Origin of the sequence: Streptomyces sp. NPDC004667 (genome assembly GCF_040609475.1) — a bacterium.
Taxonomy (GTDB): domain Bacteria; phylum Actinomycetota; class Actinomycetes; order Streptomycetales; family Streptomycetaceae; genus Streptomyces.
In genome coordinates this window covers 1-17,672 of record NZ_JBEXKC010000118.1, presented here as the reverse complement: position 1 = coordinate 17,672, position 17,672 = coordinate 1, and the positions used below count along the sequence as shown (strand labels likewise).

At 73.6% G+C, this 17,672-nt stretch carries 12 protein-coding genes; 6 read left to right on the top strand and 6 right to left on the bottom strand.

Annotated features, from left to right (window positions below):
- A partial coding sequence (locus ABZW32_RS35800) for an AAA family ATPase (protein WP_356224465.1) occupies nucleotides 1–2,633 on the bottom strand: 2,633 nt, incomplete at its 3' end.
- Between the two features lie 305 nt (nucleotides 2,634–2,938).
- Between ABZW32_RS35800 and ABZW32_RS35795 the strand changes: the two genes are divergently transcribed.
- Nucleotides 2,939–6,433 carry a BTAD domain-containing putative transcriptional regulator gene (locus ABZW32_RS35795; protein ID WP_356224463.1) on the top strand — a complete coding sequence of 1,165 codons (3,495 nt, stop codon included), beginning with the start codon at nucleotides 2,939–2,941 and terminating at the stop codon, nucleotides 6,431–6,433.
- Here ABZW32_RS35795 and ABZW32_RS35790 read toward each other — a convergent pair.
- The 3 genes from ABZW32_RS35790 to ABZW32_RS35780 form a co-directional block, all read right to left on the bottom strand.
- A complete protein-coding gene (locus ABZW32_RS35790; protein ID WP_356224461.1) occupies nucleotides 6,381–6,626 on the bottom strand; it encodes a hypothetical protein in 246 nt (81 codons plus the stop codon). The genes ABZW32_RS35795 and ABZW32_RS35790 overlap by 53 nt on opposite strands.
- 116 nt (nucleotides 6,627–6,742) lie before the next feature.
- A complete protein-coding gene (locus ABZW32_RS35785; RefSeq protein ID WP_356224459.1) occupies nucleotides 6,743–8,989 on the bottom strand; it encodes an RICIN domain-containing protein in 2,247 nt (748 codons plus the stop codon).
- 109 nt (nucleotides 8,990–9,098) lie between these two features.
- Entirely contained in the window at nucleotides 9,099–10,949 is a 1,851-nt protein-coding gene (locus ABZW32_RS35780) for a beta-galactosidase (RefSeq protein WP_356224457.1), read from the bottom strand.
- A gap of 172 nt (nucleotides 10,950–11,121) precedes the next feature.
- On the opposite strand from ABZW32_RS35780, the gene ABZW32_RS35775 reads away from it, so the two are divergent.
- The 5 genes from ABZW32_RS35775 (at nucleotide 11,122) to ABZW32_RS35755 (ending at nucleotide 16,427) form a co-directional block, all read left to right on the top strand.
- A complete protein-coding gene (locus tag ABZW32_RS35775; protein ID WP_356224455.1) occupies nucleotides 11,122–12,162 on the top strand; it encodes a LacI family DNA-binding transcriptional regulator in 1,041 nt (346 codons plus the stop codon).
- Nucleotides 12,163–12,208: 46 nt separating this feature from the next.
- The gene (locus ABZW32_RS35770; protein WP_356224454.1) at nucleotides 12,209–13,003 is read left to right on the top strand and encodes a DeoR/GlpR family DNA-binding transcription regulator; all 795 of its coding nucleotides are present in this window, start codon (nucleotides 12,209–12,211) and stop codon (nucleotides 13,001–13,003) included.
- Nucleotides 13,004–13,155: 152 nt separating this feature from the next.
- Nucleotides 13,156–15,075, top strand: a complete 1,920-nt coding sequence (locus ABZW32_RS35765) for an SMI1/KNR4 family protein (RefSeq protein ID WP_356224452.1) — start codon at nucleotides 13,156–13,158, stop codon at nucleotides 15,073–15,075.
- Nucleotides 15,076–15,132: 57 nt separating this feature from the next.
- Complete coding sequence (locus tag ABZW32_RS35760; RefSeq protein WP_356224467.1) at nucleotides 15,133–15,687, top strand: NUDIX domain-containing protein; 555 nt, start codon at nucleotides 15,133–15,135, stop codon at nucleotides 15,685–15,687.
- A 188-nt stretch (nucleotides 15,688–15,875) separates the two neighbouring features.
- A complete protein-coding gene (locus ABZW32_RS35755; protein ID WP_356224450.1) occupies nucleotides 15,876–16,427 on the top strand; it encodes a DUF4232 domain-containing protein in 552 nt (183 codons plus the stop codon).
- 296 nt (nucleotides 16,428–16,723) lie between these two features.
- On the opposite strand, the gene ABZW32_RS35750 is transcribed toward ABZW32_RS35755, so the two are convergent.
- Together ABZW32_RS35750 and ABZW32_RS35745 are read right to left on the bottom strand one after the other, a co-directional pair.
- Nucleotides 16,724–17,371, bottom strand: a complete 648-nt coding sequence (locus tag ABZW32_RS35750) for a hypothetical protein (RefSeq protein ID WP_356224448.1) — start codon at nucleotides 17,369–17,371, stop codon at nucleotides 16,724–16,726.
- Between the two features lie 54 nt (nucleotides 17,372–17,425).
- Nucleotides 17,426–17,605 carry a hypothetical protein gene (locus tag ABZW32_RS35745; protein WP_356224446.1) on the bottom strand — a complete coding sequence of 60 codons (180 nt, stop codon included), beginning with the start codon at nucleotides 17,603–17,605 and terminating at the stop codon, nucleotides 17,426–17,428.
- Nucleotides 17,606–17,672: the final 67 nt, after the last annotated feature.

Sequence of the window (17,672 nt, the reverse complement as noted above, 5' to 3'; positions counted from 1 at the left end):
GCCGCGGCCAGCGCCGCCCGGACCTCGGCGGTCAGGGCGGGCGAGCCGCAGCGCCGCGCCGTCTCGTGGGCGCGGCCCAGGTGGCGGCGGGCGCCCGCCGCGTCGCCGCGCCGCGCCAGGTGCCCGCCCAGCAGCAGCTCGGCCCGTGCCCGGTCCAGCCGGGCCTGGGAACGGGACAGCGCCTCGACCGCGCCGGTCAGGAATTCGGTGCGCCGGTCCCCCTCGGCCGCGGTGCACGCCGCCAGGAGGGCGTGGCCGATCGCGTACGGAGTGCCCCACCGGTCGGCCAGTTCCCTTGCCTCGGCGGCGAGTTCGGCCGCTTCCGGGGTGCGGCCGAGCCGGACGAGGGCCGTGGCGGCCAGGGGCCGCCAGGGAGCCCACGGCCGCCGGTCGAGGCCGGCCTCCGCGAGTCCCCGCTCACACCGCCGCGCGCACGCCAGCGCGCCCTCCGCGTCGCCGCGTCCGAGCCGGATCCGGGCCCGGGTCATCAGGTACGGGATCCTGCCCAGGAGGGTGTGGTCCAGCCGGCCGGCGGACACCCGGTCGAGCATCGACTCCGCGGCCTCGGTGTCGCCCTGCTCCAGCCGGACGCTGCCCCAGGCGACGAACGGCAGCGCGGAGCCACCCTGCCCGGGGTGTTCCACGGCTTCCAGGGCGGCGTCCGCGTCGAGGGCCGCGCCGGGGACGTCGCCCAGGCGGTGGCGCACCATGGAGCGTTCCGCCAGCAGCGACCAGCGGGGCAGGCAGCCGCTGTCGTCGGCCAACGCCAGGTCGAGCATCTCCAGTGCCATGCCGGGCTCGTCGGCCAGGTGGAGCACCTGGGCCGCGCGGGCGCGCGTCCAGTCCCGGGGCCCGGCGCCCTCGGCGCGTACCGCCCGGCCCACCAGGTCCACGGCCTCGTGCGCGGAGTCCCCCTCCACGACGGCGAGCAGGGCACGGGCGAGCAGGCCTCCGCTCCCGGCCGGCGCGGCGCCCTCCCGTGACACGGCCGCGCGGGCCCGTTCGCGTACGGCGGGGAACGCCGACGGCAGGTGCAGACCGGCGGCGAGGCGGGCCAGTTCGATCGTCCCCCGCAGTGCGCGGTCCTCGGCCCGCCCGCCGGGCTCGGCGGGCGGGCGGTCGAGTGTGCGGGAGAGCACGGCGAGTGCCGCCTCCGCGTCGCCCGTGGCGAGGGCTGTCATCGCGAACTGCACCGCCACCGAGGCGCGCAGGCGGACGTCGCGGGTCTGGTCGAGCAGGCTCCGCAGTGCGTCCAGCGCGTCGGCGGGGTGGGTGGTGGCCAGTGCTCCGGCCATGTCGAGGGCGGTGCGCACGCGGCCGTGTTCCTCGGGCTCGGCCTCCATCAGCCGGCGCAGGTACGGGGCCGCCGCCGACCGGGGGCCGGTGCGGCCCGCCTGTTCGGCCGCGTCGCGCAGGGCGCCGAGCATCCAGCCCTCGTCGAGCCGGGGCAGGGGGAGCAGGTGCTTGGCCACCTCGGCGGAGGCGAAGCCCTCGTCGTTGAGGAGCCGTGCGGCGCGGGTGCGCAGGCGCGCCAGTTCCCCGGCCGGGGTGGCGGCGAGCACGGCCGCGTGGAAGGCCTCCTCCCCGTCGACGGAGACGAGTTCGTCGTCCCGGTGGCCGTCCAGGAGCGTGGAGACCAGGCGGGGGCGCACGCCGGCGAGCGCGCCGACGCGTTCGGGAGAGGCGACCCGGCCGGTGCCCTCCGCCGTCGCGGACGGCGGGCGGTCGCTCCAGTCCAGGACGGCTGCGGCCCGTACGACGCGCCGCTCCGTCTCGGTCAGACCGCGCAGGTGGGCCCGTACCGACGCGGTGTGGACCTCCCGCCACGCCGCGTCGACCCGCCCCACGGACCGGGCCCGCGGCGTGACCCCCGCGCGGCGCAGTCGTAACAGGATGCGCTTCAGGAGGAGCGGGTTGCCGTCGGAGAGTGCGGCGCAGCGCCAGGTGAAGGGGGGTTCCGGCGGCTGCCCCAGGACGCGTTCGACGGTCTCGGCCACCTGTTCCTCGGCCACCGGCCCGAGGCCGACGAGGCGGGTTCCGGGATGCTGGACGATCCTGCCGAGCGCCGACCGTGCCGGACCGGTGCCGGAGGCACCCCAGGCGAGCACGGTCAGCAGCCGCGCGCTCTCAGTCCTGCGGATCAGGGACTCCAGCCAGCGCAGGGACGGCCCGTCGCACCATTGCGCGTCGTCCACGACGATCACCAGCGGGCCCCGCGCCATGAGGGTGGAGGCCAGCCATTCCGTGCGGGGCGGTACGCGCTCGGCTTCCGCGCCGGGCCCGAACAGCTCGCGGACCGCGCCGTACGCGGTGGTCGCGCGCTCCGCGCGGCCCGCGGTGTGCAGCACGGTGGCCCCGCGCAGCCGGTCGTCGCGGCGGAATCCGTCGATCAGGGCCGTCTTCCCGATGCCCGTGTTCCCGCGCACGACGACGCACCCGGCCCGGCCGGCGTCGGCCGCTTCGGCGCAGGCGAAGAGGGCGGCCAGTTCGCCGGAGCGGCCGGCCGGTTCGTGGGTGCGGCCGGCCGGTAGGGGGGTCCGGCCGGCCGCGCCCGGCATGGTGGGGCCCGCGCCCAACGCGGCACGGGCCGGTCCGCGCTCCCCGCGTGCGGACGGGGGAAACGCTGTCTGCATGGTGACGGTCCTCGGGGTGGATTCCTTCGCGTGCGGCGCGGTCCGGCGTTGCACGGGGCAGGCGTGACGGCGGGCCGGACCGTCGACCGGCGTACGGTGGCCGGACGCTCCCCGTCGTTCGGCGCCTGCCGGTACCGGACCATCCTGCACGGCGCCCCTTGCGAACGCCTTGCCAAGGGCTTGCCGTGGCCGAACGGCCGCCTTGGAATACGCCGTTCATCATGTGATGATCCATTTTGTCTGGCGGCGGTCACGCGGTGCGGACCGATTGCCAGCGCAGCCACGTGTGCAAGATGGGGAACTCCATGCCCGCAACTCCGACGGCGGACCGTCCGGCCGAGCCCCTGCTCAGGGTGCTGGGGCCCATGGCGGCCCGCCACGACGGACGCGACCTCCCGCTCGGCCCGCCGCGCCGACGGGCCCTGTTCGCCCTGCTCCTCGTACGCCTCGGACGCGTCGTGCCCACGGAGGTCCTCGTCGAGGAACTGTGGAGCGGGGAGCCGCCGCGCCAGGCCGTCGCGACGCTCCAGAGCCACGTCTCCCACCTGCGCCGCGCCCTGCGGCCGGCGGCCGGGGCGGCCCGGCTGTCGGTGCGCCACCGGGCGCAGGGGTACGTCCTCGACGTCGATCCGGAGCACGTCGACGTGTGCCGTTTCGAGCGGCTGGTCGCCGAGGGGCGGCAGTTGCTCGAAGGCCACGATCCGGCGGGCGCGCGCGACCGGCTCGGGCAGGCACTGGGCCTGTGGCGGGGTTCCCCGTACGCGGAGTTCGACGCCCATCCGTCCCTGTACGACGAGACGACCCGGCTGGAACAGGTCCGGCTGACCGCACTGGAGGTCCACGCGGAGGCCCGGCTGCTCCTCGGCGCGGACGAGGAGGTGGCCGCCGACCTCGACGGGGAGGCCCGCCGCCACCCCACCCGGGAACGCCTCGTCGGCCACCTGATGACCGCGCTGTCCCGGCTGGGCCGGCAGGCGGAGGCGCTGGAGGCGTACGAACGCACCCGCGTCCACCTCGCCGAGGAGTTCGGCGTGGAGACCGACGCCGAGCTGCGCCGGATCCGGACCGCGCTCCTGACCCGGGAACCGCAGGCGCCCCGGGCCGTCCCGGCACCGCGCGCGGAAGCGTGGCACCGCACCGACGGCACCGGGGAGGCCGGCCGCAACGGCACGCCCGTCCCGGCACCGGACGCGCACGGCCCCGTCCACCCCGCGCCGCCCCGGACCGACGATCCCCTCGGCCTCCCCTCCGGGCGCCTGCTCGCGGACCGGTCCGGGGACGGGTTCGCGGACCCGTCCGGGCACCGGTCCGGGGATCGGCCGGCGGACCCGTGCCCGGACGCCGGGGCCGGGGCGTCGTCCCGGCGGGCGGTGGTCGGAGGGGACGGGCCGGGGCGCCCGGCCGGCCCCTCGCCGTTCACCGGCCGCGTCCGCGAACTGGACGGGCTGACGGGTGCCGTGGCGGACGTGCGCGTGGGCCACGGGCACGTGGCCGGGGTGCTCGGCCCCGCCGGCATGGGCAAGACCCGCCTGCTCCTCGAACTCGCCCCCCGGCTGGAGGCCGTCGGCAGGGCAACGGACGGGGACGACGGGCTGGAGGTGGTCTGGAGCCACTGCTTCCCCGGCGAGGGCGTCCCGCCCTACTGGCTCTGGACGCAGGTCCTGCGCAGGCTGTCCGCCACCCGCCCCGACGCCTTCCGGGACGCGGCACGGCCCTTCGGTGCACTGCTCTCCCCCGTGATGCCCGAACGGACGGCCGGGGCCGGAGCGGCCGTCGGCCCCGGATCCGATGCCGGAGCAGGAGCCGGAGCCGACTGGGCCCAGGCCCGGTTCCTGACCAACGACGCGGTCTGCGAGGTGCTGCTCGCCCTGGCCGCCCGGCGCCCGCTGGTGCTGTTCCTGGAAGACCTGCACTGGGCCGACACCGCCTCCCTGGACCTGCTCCGCCTGCTGAGCACCCGCCGCCACGGCCACCCGCTCGCGGTCGTGCTGACCGCCCGCGACTTCGAGGTCGAAGCCGACGCCACCCTGCGCCGCACCCTCTCCGAGGTCCTGCGCGGCCCCCGTACCGAGACCCTGCGGCTGGACGGGCTCTCCCGCCGGGACGTCGCCGCGCTCGTACGGGCGCAGGCCGGGCCGGGCGTGGACGCGGAGGTCGTCGAGGTGCTGCACCGGCGCAGCGAGGGCAACCCGTACTTCGTCATGCAGCTCCTGTCCCTCCTCGGCGACGCCCGCAGCCTGCACCGGTCGGACGCGGTGGACACGCTCCTGTCCCGCGTACCCACCGGCGTGCGCGAGGCCCTGAACCAGCGGTTCGCCACGCTGCCCGGACCGGTCCTGCGCGTGCTGCGGCTGTGCGCGGTCCTGGGCACCGAGGTCGACACGGACCTGCTGCACCGCACGGTCGCCGGGGACGAGCCGGTGGCCGAGGCGCTGGAGGCGGCGATCCGCGCCGGTCTGCTCGAAGAGGACCCGCACCATCCCGGGCGGCTCCATTTCGCCCACGCCCTGGTGCAGGAGACGCTCGTCGGCGAGCTCGCCCGCAAGGACCTGCACCGGCTGCACGCCGAGATCGCCGGGGCCCTGTGCGCGCGCGGACGGGGGCGAGTGGGAGACGAGGAGATCGAGCGGGTGGCCCACCACACCTGGCACGCCCAGCGCGCCCTGCCCGCCGAGAGAGCGCTCCCGAGGATGCTCCAGGCCGCGGAACAGGCCGAGCAGCAGCTGGCGTACGAGCGGGTGGAGACCTGGCTGCGCCGGGCGGTGCACCTGATCGGTTTCCTGCCCCCGGACGAGACCGCGACCGTACGCCTCGAACAGCAGCTGCACATCCAGCTCGGGCAGGTCCTGGCCACCACGCGCGGCTACGGCCATCCGGAGGCGGAGGCGGCGCTCGCGCGCGGCCGGGCGCTCAATCCGGTGACCCGGGCCCCGGAGGACCCGTCGGTGCTGTGGGCCCTGTGCGCGGCCTACCTGGTCACCGGCCGCTACGACGCCTCACGGCAGTTCTCCGGCCTGCTGCGGGACATCTCGCGCCGCGGCTCCGAGCCGGTGGCGGTGCTCGGAGCGGCGTACGGCGAGGGCATCGTGCTGCACGTGCGGGGCATGCTGCCGCAGGCCCTGGCCGAGCTGGAGCACGGCGTCGAGATGGCGGACCGGTACGCCCGCGACGGCCATTCCCTGGCCCGGACCTTCCAGCACGACCCGCGCGTCTCCTGCCGGTCCTACAACGCCTTCACCCACTGGCTCCTGGGCGACCGCACGACCGCCACGGCACGCCGCCGCGAACTGCTGCGCCTGACCGCGTACGACAGCAGGCCCTCGGACCGTTCCTTCGCCCTCTACGTGGACGCGGTGGTGGCGGCCTGGGAGGGCGACGCCGGCACGGCCCTGGCCTCGGGCGCCGAGGGGGTCCGGCTGGCGGGCGAGCACGGGCTGCTCTACTGGAAGGCCATGCTCGGCCTGCTCGAAGGCTGGGGCCTGACGCATTCCGCCCGGGAGGCGGAGGGCCTGGCCCTGATGCACGCCTCGATGGACCGGCTGCGCGGCTCCAGGACCCTGCTGCGCCACCCCCTCCACCTGGGCCTGCTGGGTCAGGCCCAGCACCACGCGGGGCGCCGGGAGGAGGCGCGGGACACCTTCCACGCCCTCCTGGCGGCGGTCGAGCAGCGCCGGGAGGACGTCTACCTCCACCCGGCGCTGCCCGCCACGGAGCTCATCCGTACGCTGCTGGGCCCGGACGGGACGGTCAGCTCGCCTCGGCGAGGCTCCAGTGGAACTTCCCGCCTCCGACCCATCTGACCTCCCCGGGATCGTCCAGGTCGTGGATCGTGAAACCGGCGGCGGCCGCGGAGAGGAGGACGTCCGTCATGGACCTGGCGGTACTGAAGACCTCGCCGTCGATCTCGACGATGCGAAACGGCGGGTCCCCGGGTTGCACACCGAGCACGGTGACGCGCGCCGGGGAGATGTAGGGAATCGTGCCTTCGGTCATCCGAAGCTCGCCTCCACTTCACGGCCGGGGCCGACGCGGGGCGATGGGCCCCTTGTACGTGTACCCCCCTTCGGCACGACTCATGCGCCCCACCCGTTTCTTGACCGGGTTTTCAGTCAGGTGATCGTCCAGTGCTGGAGGGGCGATCCGGTGTCCGGTTGCTGGGTGACCGGGGAGCCGGCGGCCGTGGAGGCGGTGGTGAGGAGCAGCCCGCTCTTCACCGATGCGACGGTGTGGGTGCCGTCCCGGCCCCGGACGACGGTCCAGCGCTGATTGGTGCCGCCGTGGCAGGTCCACTGGATCACCGGGGCGCCCGCCGCGGTGGAGCCGCCGCCGACGTCGGCGCAGAGGCCGGACTCGGCGTTGACGATCTCGTAGGAGCCGTCCGGCTGCCGCGTGAAGTTCCACCTCTGGTTGGCGCCGGTGTGGGGCGTGTAGGTGATCAGCCGGGTGCCCGCGGTGGTGCTGTGGTCGGGGTCGTCGAGGGCCTGGCCACCGGAAACGAGCGTACGGGTGCCGTCGAGGGAGCCGGACGCGGGTCCCACCGCCGTGAGGGCCAGGGTCTGTTCGGCCGCCGTGCGCCCGCCTCCCACCGCGCCGCCGCCGGTGTCGGTCCAGGAGCGGACCGGTGTGGTCTCGGCCTGCCGGGAGGCCGTGGCCGACAGGGCGATGACCAGTCCGCTGTACCGGTTGACGAGGCGGTAGGTGCCGGTGGGCGCGCCGCCGGCGGCGGAGGCGCCGGGAACGACCCACCACTGCCGGCCGACGGCGGGGCCGCCGGACCCGGGCGCGGTGACGGTGGGCTTCGTACCCCAGGCGCGCTGCGCCGTGGAGGTGGCGTCGACGCCCAGCAGTCCCCCGGTGGCCGCGTTGGTGATGCGGTAGCTGCCGTCACCGGCGCTGCTGAAGATCCAGGATTCCAGGGCCGATCCGGTGGCGGTGGCCCGGGAGGTGGTGGCGGTGCCGCCCGGGTCGGCCTGGGCGAGGACACGCCCGGCCGCGCCGATCCGGTAGGCCTTGCCGGTGTCGAGCGGCGCGGCGGGGGTGGGGGTGGTGATCGAGACGTTGACGTACTCGGAGGAGGAACCGTTCGAGCATCCGAACGAGCAGTAGGAGCGGAAGTCCTTGCCGACGATGCCCGAGGCCGTCCTGTTCGCGCCGTCGAGGAACCACCGGTACCAGGAGGCGTTGGTGTGGCTCCCGGTGTCGCCGATCAGGCGCCACTTCTGCGTGGCGAGGTTGTCGGTGACGTAGAACTGCTGGGGTGCCGTGCCGTCCTGTTTCACCGCCTGCGGCTCGCCGACGTAGAGGCCGAGGTGGGCGTTGTAGGTGATGTCCATGACGAACAGCGGAGAGGTCGGGGGCATCGTGCCGGCCGCGACCTGCTGGTCGGCCGTCCCGGTGGTGGCCGGGTCGTACTCCCGGTCGGCGGGGGTGTATCCGGTGGCGTTCGCGGGGCCGACCGGCACCATGTTGCTCTCGCGGCCTCCGACGCCGGGCTGGGACCAGGCCCCGTCGTACCACTTCTGCCAGGATCCGGGCGCCATCCTGTCCGCGATCGGAGCCCGGGCCACGTGCGCGTGGAACGTCTTCCAGCCGCTGCCCTTGTCCACGATCCTCGAACCGTAGAAGACGTAGAAGTAGCCCGAGGCGGTGTCGGTGAACAGGCGCGGGTCGCCGTCGCCGTAGTGGTAGGTCTGCTGGGGGAACGCCGTGGTGTCGCCGCGCGCGGTGCTGTACGGCGAGGTGATGACGTGGTCCTTGACGGTCCAGGTGCGGCCCTGGTCGGTGGAGAGCGCGTAGTCGATCCCGTCGAAGTGGGAGCCGTCGCCGAAGGGCTGCGGGGTGAACTCGTTGTGGACCAGGCCGTACCAGTCGCCGGTGTCCGGGTCGACCCACACGCCCGTCAGGTCGCAGAAGTTCCGCTGCGAGTAGCCCGATCCGGCCGGGGCGGCGGTGGACTCGGCTCCGGTGGGGCTGTTGTTGCAGCGCCAGGTGGTGTCGTTGTTCCTGTCCCTGCTGTCGGCGGGGTTCACCGCGTCGCTGATCCGGCCCGACCGGGTGGCCGTGTCGAGGTCCGTGCCGGTGTAGAAGGTCCACTTGCGCGGGTCGGAGGCTCCGTAGAGCGCGTGGGACTGCTGGTAGTAGAAGGTGCCGTCCTTGTCGAGGTAGGGGACGGCGGGGGTGTCGTCCGGCTGGGTCCAGGACCCCTTCGGACCGACCGTGACGGTGAAGGCGGCGTCCGGCGGGGCCGGCGGCGCGGGTGGGGCGGGTGGGGCGGCTACGGCCGGTGCGCCGAGGGCGGCCAGGGCCAGCGCCACCGCGACGCACGCGCCCGCGAATCTGCTTCGAGAGGCTGACACAGCTCCTCCTTCTTCTTCGTGTGGCCGGCCCGCGTCCGCTGCGGGGCTGCCGCGTGGGGGGATGCCGGCTCCCGTGCCGGCGGGGCGGACGGGGCGGACGGCCGGCCCGTCAGTCGAACGTCTCGACGAACTCCTCCGTCGGGCCGAGATCAGGGCGATCGCGCAACTCGACGCGTTCACCGAGGTGTTGGAGTTCGAGCACGGTGAGCGTGTTCCGCCCCGCCCGCAGGAGGGGGTGGGGCAGGTAGAGCGTGCGCTGGGGCCCCGCTTCCCAGTAGCGGCCGAGCAGGAAGCCGTTGATCCAGAGGAATCCCTTGCCGAATCCGGGCAGGGCGACGAAGGTGTCGGCCGGCTCCTCCACGGTCAGCCGGGCGGTGGCGAATCCCCCGGCGGCGCCGGACGCGGAGGTCGCGGCGAGAGAGGGGGCCGCGGCGAGCGAGGGGGCCGCGGCGACCTCCGCCGGCGTCCACTCGTCGAGGGGGAGCCGGTGCATGGTCCAGCCGTGGACCATGCGGCGGTCCACGCGCACCCCGCCGAGGATGCCCTTGCCCTGGCCGAGCAGCGGCCCGTAGTTGATCCGCCCCTGGTTCTCCACCAGCAGCTCCAGCCGCACGCGCTCCCCGGTCCCCTCGACGGCGCAGGAGGAGGTCTCCCGGTCCAGGACGGCGACGGGCACGCCGTCGGCGAAGACCTGGGCCCGGTCGTGCAGTCCCGAGACCGTCAGTTCGTACGTGCCGGGCGGCAGCAGCGGACGGGCGGCGTACAGCACCAGGCCCGAGGCCTGGCCCAGTTCCTCGAAGCCGAGCGGTACGGGGGCGCGGACGGGTTCACCCGTCGCGCGCAGTGCCTCCAGGAGGGCCGCTCCGCGGGTCACCGGCAGGGTACGGGGGGTGAGCCGGGGCGGATCCGGGGGCACGGGGCGCGAGGCGTCCGCACCGCCGAGTGCGGTGAGCGTCTCGCGCAGGGCGAAGAACTTCGGTGTGAGCCCGCCGTGTTCGGCGACCGGCGCGTCCGAGTCGTAGCTGGTGACGGTGGGCTGGAGACGGTCGCCGTCGTGGTTGGCGCCGGCCCAGAGGCCGAAGTTGGTGCCGCCGTGCGCCATGTAGAGACTGACCGAACCGCCCGCGCCGAGGATCCCGGCCACGGAATCGGCCGCATCGGCCGCCGGGCGGACGTGGTGCTTCTCGCCCCAGTGGTCGAACCAGCCGTTCCAGAACTCCGCGCAGAAGAAGGGCTCGTCGGGCCGGCGCGAGCGCAGCAGCCCGGCCGCGGCGTCGGGGCGCGAGCCGAAAGTAGCGGCGGCCAGTTCTCCGGGCAGGGTGCCGCCGTCGAGCATCAGGGGGGTGGGCCCGTCGGCGGTGTAGAGCAGCTCGGTGACGCCCCGGTCGGTCAGCGCGTCGCGGACCCAGCGGAGGTAGGCGTGGTCGTCGCCGTAGCTGCCGTACTCGTTCTCTATCTGTACGGCCACCACGGGGCCGCCGTGGCGGGCCTGGAGGGCCGCGACGCGGGGGATCAGCTCGTCGAACCAGCGGGCGACCGCTTCCAGGAAGGGCGGGTGCGAGGTGCGCGGGCGCATGCCGGGCGTACCGGTCAGCCAGGCGGGGAGTCCGCCGTTGTCCCACTCGGCGCAGATGTAGGGGCCCGGCCGGACGATCACGTCGAGCCGCTCCCGCCGGGCCAGGCCGACGAACCGCTCCAGGTCGCGCGGGCCGTCGAAGCGGACCTCGCCCCGGGTCCGCTCGTGGAAGTTCCACGGGACGTAGGTGTCGACCGTGTTGAGTCCGAGGGCCGCCACGCGCCGGAGGCGGTCGGCCCACTGTTCGGGGTGGACCCGGAAGTAGTGGAGGGAGCCCGACAGCACGCGGTGCGGTCGGCCGGCGCGCAGGAAGGCGCCGTCGGCGTGGGTCAGCGTGGCCGGGATCCCTCGCGCGACCGGTCCCCTGGATGTTATCGATGCCAAGGCCCCTCCTGGCGTCTGCGACGGGTCTTCGGAGATCGATCCCGGGTCGGACTATGGCAGAGAATGTTATCGATGCCAATGGCGTGCGCACACATGCCTGGAAGCCCGGCGAGAACCGGCCGGGGCGGCATGGAGAGCGATATCATCCGTGCTCGTGACGGGAAGGGGCCCCATGGCGAAGCGGAGCGTCGGTGACCAGGAGCGGCCTCCCGGGATGACGGACGTCGCCCGGGTCGCCGGGGTGTCGGCGCAGACCGTGTCGAGGGTGCTGTCGGGCCATCCGAACGTCCAGGAGCGGACGCGCGCGAAGGTGGTGGCGGCCGTGGAACAGCTCGGCTACCGGCGCAACAACGCGGCGCGGATGCTGAGCTCGGGCCGGAGCCGCACCATCGGGGTGGTGACCCTGCAGACCACGTTCTACTCACGGGCGGCCGTCACGTCCGGCATCGAGTACGCGGCCCGGGCCGCCGGGTACGCGGTCAGCACGGCCACCACGACCTCCCTGGACACCTCCGCGATCGAGCGGGCCCTGGTCAGGCTGGCCGACCAGGGCGTGGAGGGCGTGATCCTGTCGGTGCCGCTGATCCACACCAGCGAGAGGATCGAGCAGCTCACCCGGTCCACGCCCACCATCACGATCGACGGTTCGCGCACCGACGCGACCGGGGTCGTGGCGGTCGACCAGGACCTCGCGGCCCGGCTGGCGACCCGGCACCTGCTGGAGCTGGGCCACGACACCGTCTGGCACGTCGCGGGTCCGGCGCACTGGCTGGAGGCCGTCGGCCGTCGCGCCGGCTGGCGCGCGACGCTGGAGGCCGCCGGCCGGCCGGTGCCCCCGCCGCTGGAGGGCGACTGGTCCCCCGCCTCCGGTCATCGGATCGGGCTCGTCCTGGGCCGCGTCCCGGACGTCACCGCCGTCTTCGTGGCGAGCGACGAGATGGCCTTCGGGCTGATCAGGGCCTTGCACGAGCTCGGCCGGCGGGTCCCCGAGGACATCTCCGTCGTCGGCGTCGACGACATCGAGCTGGCCGCGTACTGCACCCCGCCCCTGACCACGGTCGCGCAGCCGTTCGCCCAGATGGGAGCCCTGGCCGTGGCACAGCTGCTGCGGCACGTCGCGGACCCCGCCGCGGTGTCCGCACCGGCGTCGGTCGAACCGGAACTCGTCGTACGGGCCAGCACCGCCCCCGCACCAAAGCCCAAACAAAAGTGAACAGAATCCCTTAAAAATCAACATATCCGCGTGTTATGTTGGCGCCATGCAACTGGCCCAGCAACGGCGCGCGTTCATCCTGGAGGCGGTGCGCCGCGACGGTGCGGTACGGGTCGCCGAGCTCGTCGAACGCCTCGCCGTGTCCGATATGACGGTCCGCCGGGACCTGGACGCGCTCGCGGCGCGCGGCCTGGTCGAGAAGGTGTACGGGGGCGCCGTCGCGGCTCCCGGAACCCGCGTCGAGGAACCGGGGTTCGACGCCAAGACCGCGCTGGCCGGACCCGCCAAGGCGGCCATCGCGGAAACGGCCGCCTCCCTGGTCGAGCCGGGCAGCGTGGTCGCGGTCTCGGCCGGCACCACCGCGTGCGCGGTGGCCGCCCGACTGCTGGACGTCCCGGGGCTGACCGTGCTCACCAATTCCCTCCCCGTCGCCGAACTGGTCCGGTCCGCGTCCCGCGACCGCGGGGAGGCCTCGGTCCCCACCCTGCTCCTGACCGGCGGCGCCCCCACGCCGTCCGCCGCGCTGGTCGGCCCCCTGGCCGAGCTGGTGATCTCCTCCCTCCACGTGGACCTGCTGATCCTGGGCGCGCACGGCGTCAGCGAGGAGGCCGGCCTGACCACCCCGAACCTGGCCGAGGCACAGACCAACCGGGCCCTGATCGGGGCGGCCCGCCGGGTGGCGGTCGTCGCCGACCACACCAAGTGGGGCACGGTGGCGCTGAGCGGGTTCGCCCCGCTCGACCGCATCGACTGCTTCGTCACGGACGCCGGGATGCCCGCGCCGGTCCGCGAGGTCCTGATGGACACCGTCGGCGAGCTACTGGTCGCCGGGGCGGCGTAGGCACGGCGGACACGGGGCATGGCCCGGATACGCCGGAAACCCGCCAGGGGGGGCCGGGCTCTGCTCGTGCTGATCAACGGCTACGTGGAGTCCTACGGTGGCGGGTGACGTCGCGGCACCCGTTGTCGGCGCCGGCTGCGAGGATCGCCGGCATGGAGATCAAACATGCCGACTGGCGGAACTTCCTGGCCCGGTGGAGCGAGGAGTGGGCGGACGCGCACGGGCACGTCGACGAGCTGAGCCCCGACGACGCCGCGGCACGGCGGGGCAGATGGCTTGGCGCCGACCCGGCCACCGAGGCCGACATCGCCGCGATGGAGGACCGGCTCGGCCGCGCGATACCGCCCTCCTACCGGGAGTTCCTGCGGGTCAGCGACGGCTGGCGGCACGCCGGCGCCTTCGTCTGGAAACTGGCCGGCAGCCGCGAGGCGCACTGGCACGACGACGCGATGGGCCTCGGCGAGGACTTCGACGAATTCTGGGGCGAGGAGGACAACCCCGAGGAAGTGCGGGCGCAGGTGGGCCTGTGGTCCCGGGCGCTGCAACTGGACGTCGAGTCGGACATCACCTTCGTGCTGCTCGACCCGGAGGACGTGGGGCCGGACGGCGAATGGGCGGTGCGGGTGTGGGCTTCCTGGCGGGCCGCGGACCCCGAGCGGTATCCGTCGTTCGCGGCGTTCATGATCGCCATGCACCAGGAATTCCACGCGCACGCGCCCCGCCGGAACGGGGAGGACGGCCCAGCATTCGACAACGGCACGACCCGGGCCCAGGACGCCGCCGTGGCCCGGGCCCGGACCGCAGCACTGTCCGGTCGGTACGAGGAGGCGGCCGCCCTGCTGGCGGAAGCGCAGAAGTACGGCCGGCCGTACGCGCACGAACTCCTGAACCAAATCTCGCAGCTGGACGGCCCGCGCGGGCGCGGGGTCGAGACGCCGCACCCCGACAACCCCCGCTTCCTCAGCGAACAGCTCCCCCTGAAAGCCGCCGACCTACTCGACAGCGGCCGGCCCACGGAGGACTGGCACTACTCCGACCCCGCCGTCTTCCCCGACACCGCGCGGGCCGCAGCCGACATCCAGCGCGCCGTACGCGAGGGGACGTACCGCTACCGGCCCGGCGGAGCGTTCGGCGAGGCCGTCCACGAGGCCCGCGAGCAGGCCCGCTGGGGCGACACCGATGCCGCCTGGCAGGTCCTGCGCGCCGCGATCCCGTCGTGGGAGCCGCTCGGCCCTGGCCACATCGCGCCGGTGGGCCTGCTCGCCGACCCCCTGCTCGCCCCGGTCCTGACCGCCGAACGGAGGCTCGAACTCCTGCGGACCCCGCGCGGCGGCGAGAGCGGCCCGGCCCCGGCCCCCGCCGGCGACCGGAACCCCGACGGCCTGTCCTGGCTCGTCCTGCCCGGCGCGCTGCGCCCCTGGCAGTCATCGGTCGGCGACTACCGGATGATCCTCGTCGAAGGCGTAGCCCCGGACGAACTGCCCGCGCTGCTCGGCTCATCACCCAGCACCCAGCTCTCCCCACCCCTGCGGCAGTGGGATGTCACCCGACACCACCGGCCCGGCCAGCGGGTCTTCTCCAGCTACGACGACAGGGCACTGCTCAGCGTCGGACGGGCCGGGCCGGGCTGGAGTTTCGCCTTCGAACAGGACCCTTCCGCCCGGTTCGACACCGCGCGCTTCGTCTCTCCCGCGCCGGACGCCTCGGTCGGCGGCGGCCGGGCGATCGTGATCTGGCACGAGCGGCGCGAGGGCCTCCCGGTCTTCCACGTGTCGGCCGCCGAGCGCGGCACGCCGACCTACGCGTTCACCATGCGGGGCGGAGCGCTCGAAGCCACCGCCGGCGCCGTTCCCGCCGAACTGGCCCCACCCACCCTCGGGTTCGACGCCCCCGACGCGGACGGCCAGGCCGCGGCGGCAGCCCGCGCCCTGGATGCCATCGCTCGCCTCCACGGTGTCACCGTGCCCCGCCTCGCCCTCACCGAGGGCCGGCTGCGGACCTTCGAGTCGCTCTCCTGGAGCCGCCCACCCGGCCCCGGAGAGACGTACACGACGATCAGCATCGGCCGCTGAAGGGGGTGGAGGCGGCTGGAGGTGCCCGGGTTCTCCTCGAAGACGACCGGGTCCTCGATGCCGGGTTGCCGGGAAGCGGCGTTGTCAGTGGGCTCTGCCAGGGTGTGCGTCGTGGACGAACTGGTGGAGCGTGTCGACGACCAAGACAGTGTCCTGGGGGTGGTCAGCCGTCGGCAGGCCATCCGGGAGGGTTGGCTGCACCGGGTCGCCGTGACGGTGTGTCGTGATGAGCGTGGGCGGATCCTCGTTCACCGGCGGTCGGATCATCTGTCGCGCTTCCCCGGGCTCTACGAGGTCGTGGTCGGTGGCGCCGTGGATGTCGGTGAGTCCTATGAACAGGCCGGCGCGCGGGAGCTGGCCGAAGAGCTGGGCATTCGTGTGCTGCCGCGCTTGCTGTTCACGTTCCTCAACCGCAGCGGTTTGAGCCCTCACTGGCTCGGCGTGCACGAAGCCGTGGTGCCGGACACCGTGACCGCCGATCCCGATGAGGTCGCCTGGCACGGCTGGCTGACGGAGCCGGAGCTGCGGTCGGCCCTGCTGGAGTGGCGCTTCACCCCCGACAGCCACGAAGCCTTCAGCCGGTATCTCGCGTTCCGGGCCGCGCAGCCCTGACCATGCCCGCTGTCCCGTGCCACTGGATCTTGACCGTTTGCCATCGGACTTTGACCGTTCCGTCACAAGTAGTCGCCGCACAGAACCCTGCTGCTCTCCCGCCCCTATCTTCACTCACGTACCACGCGTACCGCGGGGCAACAACCGACGACCGACCCGCGGACGAGACGACTCAGGGGGACGACAGCATGCGTCACAGCAACGGCATTCGCAGGGCGGCTCTGACAACGACGGCGGTCACGGCCGTCGCGGCGGCGGTGACCGGCATCCTGCCCGGCACCGCCATGGCGGCAAGCACCACCACCTCCACCCCGCCGCCCGCCTGCCCGGCCTCCGCCCTCCAGGTCAGCGCCTGGCAGGCCGCCCACCCGCCCGTCGGGACCGGGACCGGGGCGGCGGTCGTGCAGTTCACCAACGTCTCCCAGAAGACGTGCGTCCTGAAGGGCTATCCGACGGTCACGGGCGCCGGCAACACCCCGCTCAAGGTCACCCCCACCGGCAAGGCCGCCGCCGTGACGGTCCGGCCGCAGGGCAAGGCATGGGTGAAGCTGACCTTCGTCCAGGTCCAGGGGGAGGGCGACGGCTACTGCGTCTCGGGCAATACCCCGGCGGCGTATCCGACGATGGTCATCGGGCTGCCGAACTCCGGGAAGCACCAGGTCGCCCTGAAGGACGGGTGGTGGGCCCAGTGCGACAACAAGGTGACCGCCACCCCGGTCTCGGCGGTCGAGCCTTCCTGACGCCCGTCCTCACAAAGCGAGCAGCCTGCATGACGATCGCAAGGCTCTGACCTACACGTCTACGAGGAACTGCACATAAGTGAAAGTCAGCGACTCGGCGCACCGAAGGTGCGCCGAGTCGCCGACCTGCGGTGATCAAACTCGCGTCCGTCAAAGTCCGATGGCAGGCGGTCAAGATCCAGTGGCACTGGACAATCGGACCCGATTGGAGTCGAGGCGCCGTGAACCCCGGATCGCACGGGTTCATCGGACGCGCCGGCTACCTGTCGTCAAACGAACGTCTGACGACACCCCTCTCAGCTGAAGGCGATGGCTGCGCCGGTCGAGACCGAGATCTTCGCAGCGCGGAGGAGCTGAAGACACACGTAGGACTCGACGCGGTAGCGTTGCCATCCTTCGGCGGCCGGATCCTCGGCATCAACGGCGTCGGAGACCTCTTCCGAGTCCGGATCGAGCTCTTCCGCAAGACCGAGGGCTTCAGCGAGTCGGCGGGTTTCCGCGAGCAGTCGCATCGAAGAGCCCAGGTAGCCGCCCGGTGCCTTCTTGTCGACGATGACGTGGGCGAAGTCCACGGGGACGTAGTAGCCCTCGCAGTCCGAATGATGGACGAGGTGGTCGAACGGTCCAGGAGGATCACTCGGGAGAGCCTCGTACACCTTCCTCAGGAGCGGGTCGTCAGTCGCCCGCTGGGTCCTGTCCAACGGCTCGGGCAGGCGCCCGTCCGCGGCAAGGTGGACGGCGAGACGTCGAAGGGTGTGCAAGCCCGAATAGCCCCACGCCTCGAACTCCGCGCCCTCTTCCTCATCCAGGTCGGGCCCAGTCCACTGCCGCGCTCCCGCACGCTCCAGCAGCTCGCCGATCGCGGCGAAGTCAGCTCGGACCATCTCGGTGTAGTCGTCGTCCTCGGCATCGGCGAGGGCACCGACGACTACGTTCAATCCCATGACCCGATCTTGCCATCGGCGATCGGATGACCACGCCTTGCCCGGCTGACGGCGTCACGCCGCCTGGCCGTAGCCGGCGGCCTCCGGATGGCCGTCGCCGTGCAGCGGGCTGAAGTCGACGTCCAGGTGCGGGTCGTACGCCTCGGGCTGGATGCCGAGTTCGTGGGTGGAGTGCTGGCCTCTTCTATCAACTTGACCCGGCCCTGAAGGACCGGGCTTGGAGGTAGCGCCCAACTGGCGGCTGGGTTGGCTCCTCCGTCCAGACACCCCGTTATGGGGTGACAGGGACGCGTGACTCACG

Coding starts and splice junctions, on each gene's coding strand:
- ABZW32_RS35795 (WP_356224463.1), top strand. CDS start 2,939: ATGCCCGCAACTCCGACGGCGGACCGTCCGGCCGAGCCCCTGCTCAGG.
- ABZW32_RS35790 (WP_356224461.1), bottom strand. CDS start 6,626: ATGACCGAAGGCACGATTCCCTACATCTCCCCGGCGCGCGTCACCGTG.
- ABZW32_RS35775 (WP_356224455.1), top strand. CDS start 11,122: ATGGCGAAGCGGAGCGTCGGTGACCAGGAGCGGCCTCCCGGGATGACG.
- ABZW32_RS35770 (WP_356224454.1), top strand. CDS start 12,209: ATGCAACTGGCCCAGCAACGGCGCGCGTTCATCCTGGAGGCGGTGCGC.
- ABZW32_RS35765 (WP_356224452.1), top strand. CDS start 13,156: ATGGAGATCAAACATGCCGACTGGCGGAACTTCCTGGCCCGGTGGAGC.
- ABZW32_RS35760 (WP_356224467.1), top strand. CDS start 15,133: ATGCCGGGTTGCCGGGAAGCGGCGTTGTCAGTGGGCTCTGCCAGGGTG.
- ABZW32_RS35755 (WP_356224450.1), top strand. CDS start 15,876: ATGCGTCACAGCAACGGCATTCGCAGGGCGGCTCTGACAACGACGGCG.
- ABZW32_RS35750 (WP_356224448.1), bottom strand. CDS start 17,371: ATGGGATTGAACGTAGTCGTCGGTGCCCTCGCCGATGCCGAGGACGAC.